This is a genomic window from Pedobacter sp. 10L46_2 (genome assembly GCF_056395165.1).
Map to the genome: position 1 here is coordinate 1 of NZ_JBFTIZ010000351.1, position 4,082 is coordinate 4,082.

Consider the following 4,082-nt stretch of genomic DNA (forward strand, 5'->3'; position numbering starts at 1 on the left):
CCATTAAGATAGGCAAACATGTTTTTATCAATCATGCCTGTTCTTTTTTAGATATGGGCGGTATTACAATTGAAGATCATGTGCTTATAGGCCCTAGAGTAAACCTTGTTACTGAAAACCATCCTTTACTGCCAAGCGAACGACGCGGAATGTTGTGTCAACCCATCCTAATTAAACAAAATGCATGGATAGGTGCCGGCGCAACTATACTTCCTGGGGTAACCATCGGCGAAAATTCAATTGTTGCTGCAGGTGCTGTAGTTTCAAAAGATGTTCCTGCTAACACCATAGTAGGTGGTGTTCCCGCAAAAATGCTCAAACAAATAGAATTTAATGACCTAAATAACAATAGATGACAATGAAAAATTTAAAACTAACAATGGTTGCAGTGCTGATAGCTGTTACTCAACTAACCGCACAAACTGCGCAAAAAATATCATCTAATAACAATTTAAAGAAAATGAACACTACAGAACAATCTGAACATTATACATTCAAATTAAGCGATAAGGTTACTCGCCAAAAAGTTAGCTTCAAAAACCGGTATGGAATTACATTATCTGGCGATCTATACCTACCTAAAAACCACGGGAACGAAAAATTAGCTGCGCTTGCCGTTAGCGGACCATTTGGTGCAGTTAAACAGCAATCTTCAGGTCTATATGCCAACATCATGGCAGAACGTGGATTTGCTGTAATCGCATTCGACCCATCTTACACTGGCGAGAGTGGTGGCGAACCAAGAAACGTAGCCTCACCGGACATTAATACCGAAGATTTCAGCGCAGCAGTTGACTATCTTGGATTACAGCCATTTATTGACAGGAATAAAATAGGAATTATTGGAATCTGTGGTTTTGGCGGGATGGCACTAAATGCGGTGGCTGTTGATAAACGAGTAAAGGCTGTTGCCACAACTAGTATGTATGATATGACCAGAGTGATGTCGAAAGGCTACAATGACTCGATGACCATTGAACAACGTACCCAAATGCTTGAAAAAATTGGCCAACAGCGTTGGGAAGATGCCGAAAAAGGAGCGCCAGCTGATGGGCCTCGTAATTTGCCAGAGAAATTGAAGGGAGATGAGCCTCAGTTCGTTGTAGATTATTTTAACTACTACCGTACTCCTCGTGGCTTTCATCCTAATTCGGTCAATTCAAATGGGGCATGGCTTGTCACCAATCCATTATCATTTATGAACATGCCATTGTTATCTTACATTAAAGAGATCTCTCCGCGACCAATTCTGCTGATAGCAGGAGCAAATGCACATTCACGCTATTTCAGTGAGGACATCTATAAAATGGCTGCAGAGCCTAAGGAACTAATGATCATTCCAGATGCAGTTCATGTTGATTTATATGATAAAATTGATGTCATTCCTTTTGATAAACTGGAATTGTTTTTTAAGCAGAGTCTTAAATAGTTTAACATCTTTTCCTATACTCATTGGGCGTCATTCCGGTCCGCTGTTTAAACAGACGTGTAAAATGCTGTTGGTATTTAAATCCTAATTCATCTGCAATATTACTTATAGATTTAAAAGGATCAAATATTTTAATCTTAGCTTCGTCTATTAATTTCGATTGAATATAGTCCAATGCAGTATTTCCGGTTTCTTTCTTTATTAAATCCCCAAAATAATTTGGCGACAAATGCAATTGTTCTGCGCACCAGGCTACACTTGGCAAGCCTAAATTCTGTGTCAAATCTGATTTGAAGTAATCATTCAATAGATTTTCAAACCGTACCAAAATATCGTGATTGATATTGGTGCGGGTGATAAATTGGCGGTCATAAAAACGCATGCAGTAGTTAAGGAAAAGCTCAATATTAGATACAATCAAGGTCTTACTATGTTTATCAATATTCATATCAATTTCAGACGCAATCTTCTCAAAACAATCATTAATATTTGCTCTTTCCTTTTTTGATAAATGAAGTGCTTCGTTCACATCATAGGAAAAAAAAGAGTAATCTTTGATGTGTTTTCCCAGATGCGTACCAACAATTAGATCTGGATGAAATACAAGAGCCTTTCCTGAAGGCTTAATAATTTCTCCTTTGCTGTCAATACCGTATACCTGACCTGGCGATATAAATACAAGTGTCCCATCTTCGTAATCATACGGTTGACAACCATAACGCATATTTCCGCACTTTATATACTTTAAAAAAATAGCATAAACTCCCATATACCTCCTGAAATATTGATAAGTAGGGATCTCATCAAAATTAACCACGCTTACCAGTGGATGCAACGTATCTACGCCCATAGATTCGTTATACTGTCTTACCGTATCAATTCTTTCGATATCTTTCATACTACAAACTTAATAAACCACCAGCTGTAAGACAATGTACTAAATCTAATATCAGTAAAACTGGTAAATGAATCCGTATCCTGTATAAACCTTATGTCGCCTGCAACCCCGAGATTTGTCATATAAAGTATAAAGCTCATGGGCAACAGAAAATTTCTAAAATGGGCACTATTTCTTGTGCTCACTATAAATATTACTAAAATGGATGCACAAGAAAAAAAAGCAGTTAATACCTCTCTTTCCGCTCAGGAGCAGAGTTTGGTCATTATTTCGGCACTTACCGCAACGGGAAATTTAGCGCTATTGAAAGCGGAACTGAATAAAGGACTGGATTCAGGACTTTCAGAGAATGAGATCAAAGAAGCATTGGTTCAGCTTTATGCCTATTGTGGCTTTCCAAGAAGCCTTAATGCCATTAATACTTTTATGACAGTAGCCAAGGAGAGAAAAGAAAACAGCATCACCGACAAAACGGGAAAAGAAATTGTTGTAGAAAATGGTGCAAAAGACAAATATGAATTGGGTAGAAAGGTTTTGGAAGAATTAACTAGAACAGCACAATCAAAACCTGCACCCGGTTTCGGAGAATTTGCACCACGGATTGATACTTTTTTAAAGGAACATTTGTTTGCCGATATTTTTGTAAGTGATGTATTAAACTATCAGCAAAGGGAACTGATAACCATTGCTGCTCTGGCATCAATGCCGGGTGTTGAAGGCCAACTGCAATCTCATATTAATATCGGGAAAAATACAGGAATCACAGACAAACAACTCGAACAGCTTGCCGAACTGATCCATACAAACATCAGTATCATGCAGGCAAATACGGTAAGAAAAATAATTGGGGAACCATTAATACCTGCAACAAAACCTGACTTAATGGTCCGGATTTCGGAGATCGAAATCTTGCCCGAATATCTCAAAGATTACAATACTATCCTAAAGGAAGAGGCCTCGGCATCGGTAAAACTGGAACCAGGTGTGATCGCCATTTTTCCAATGTACCAAAAGGAAAGCCCTACCCAAATCCGCATCATCGAAATGTACGCAGATAAAGCTACCTACCAATCGCACTTGAAAACTCCCCATTTCCAGCACTATAAAACCACTACTCTTAAAATGGTCAAATCGCTCAAATTGATAGATATGGAAAGCCTTGATAAGGAGACCATGCTAGAAATATTCAAAAAATTTAATTAGGCCGAAGCGTTGCTATTGAGCTCTTCTTTTCTCATCAAAAGATATATCCTTGTTGTTTCCGGAAACCTTCGACCTTCCAAATAAATAAGTAATACCAAGACCGAAGTTCTTATAATAATAGTCCGTTCTTTCCGTCCGCACAAATTCGTTAAAACGTACATCATATTTGTTTACAGTACCCAGAAAGCCGGAGGGGTTGATGATCAAATTATCTTTAAGCAACTTTAATCTGGCACCCACCCTGAAATCACGTACACTGTACGTGTATGTATTCCCGCTGGTTGAAGGAAGGCTCTGGCTGTAGTTCAGATAGAAATTTAACTGTTTAGTTGCCTTGAAATTATTATTAAAACTAAACGATGCAGAGGTTCCGTTTTGGATGGAAATAGCTTTTATTTTGGATTTTGAGGATGAATAAAAAAAAGACGCAGAGCTGCTATTTTCCCACCACTTAAAAAATGCCCGGTTAATGGAAACATAGGCTCCCACGTTATCCCGGCTTATAAAGTTTCCTCCACTTGAAACCACTAATGGCCCGTCAATCGTTGTAAG

5 protein-coding genes are annotated in these 4,082 nt (G+C 38.3%); 3 read left to right on the top strand and 2 right to left on the bottom strand.

The window, feature by feature from the left end:
- Together AC1DDX_RS24620 and AC1DDX_RS24625 are read left to right on the top strand one after the other, a co-directional pair.
- Positions 1-356 (top strand): DapH/DapD/GlmU-related protein (locus AC1DDX_RS24620; RefSeq protein ID WP_477622761.1); only part of this gene is annotated, 356 nt, incomplete at its 5' end.
- 2 nt (positions 357-358) lie between these two features.
- Positions 359-1,429, top strand: coding sequence for an alpha/beta hydrolase (locus tag AC1DDX_RS24625; protein WP_172662684.1), 1,071 nt, complete (start codon positions 359-361; stop codon positions 1,427-1,429).
- 1 nt (position 1,430) lies between these two features.
- Here the strand turns inward: AC1DDX_RS24625 and AC1DDX_RS24630 are convergent, their stop codons facing one another.
- Complete coding sequence (locus AC1DDX_RS24630; protein ID WP_172662685.1) at positions 1,431-2,327, bottom strand: helix-turn-helix domain-containing protein; 897 nt, start codon at positions 2,325-2,327, stop codon at positions 1,431-1,433.
- A gap of 138 nt (positions 2,328-2,465) precedes the next feature.
- Between AC1DDX_RS24630 and AC1DDX_RS24635 the strand changes: the two genes are divergently transcribed.
- Positions 2,466-3,530, top strand: coding sequence for a carboxymuconolactone decarboxylase family protein (locus AC1DDX_RS24635; RefSeq protein ID WP_216854464.1), 1,065 nt, complete (start codon positions 2,466-2,468; stop codon positions 3,528-3,530).
- 12 nt (positions 3,531-3,542) lie between these two features.
- Here the strand turns inward: AC1DDX_RS24635 and AC1DDX_RS24640 are convergent.
- Positions 3,543-4,082, bottom strand: a 540-nt coding sequence (locus AC1DDX_RS24640; protein WP_477622762.1) for an outer membrane beta-barrel protein, incomplete at its 5' end; no start/stop codon positions are given.

Bases quoted from the DNA above. Each gene is read 5' to 3' on its own strand.
- AC1DDX_RS24625 (WP_172662684.1), top strand. From the start codon at position 359: ATGAAAAATTTAAAACTAACAATGGTTGCAGTGCTGATAGCTGTTACT.
- AC1DDX_RS24630 (WP_172662685.1), bottom strand. From the start codon at position 2,327: ATGAAAGATATCGAAAGAATTGATACGGTAAGACAGTATAACGAATCT.
- AC1DDX_RS24635 (WP_216854464.1), top strand. From the start codon at position 2,466: ATGGGCAACAGAAAATTTCTAAAATGGGCACTATTTCTTGTGCTCACT.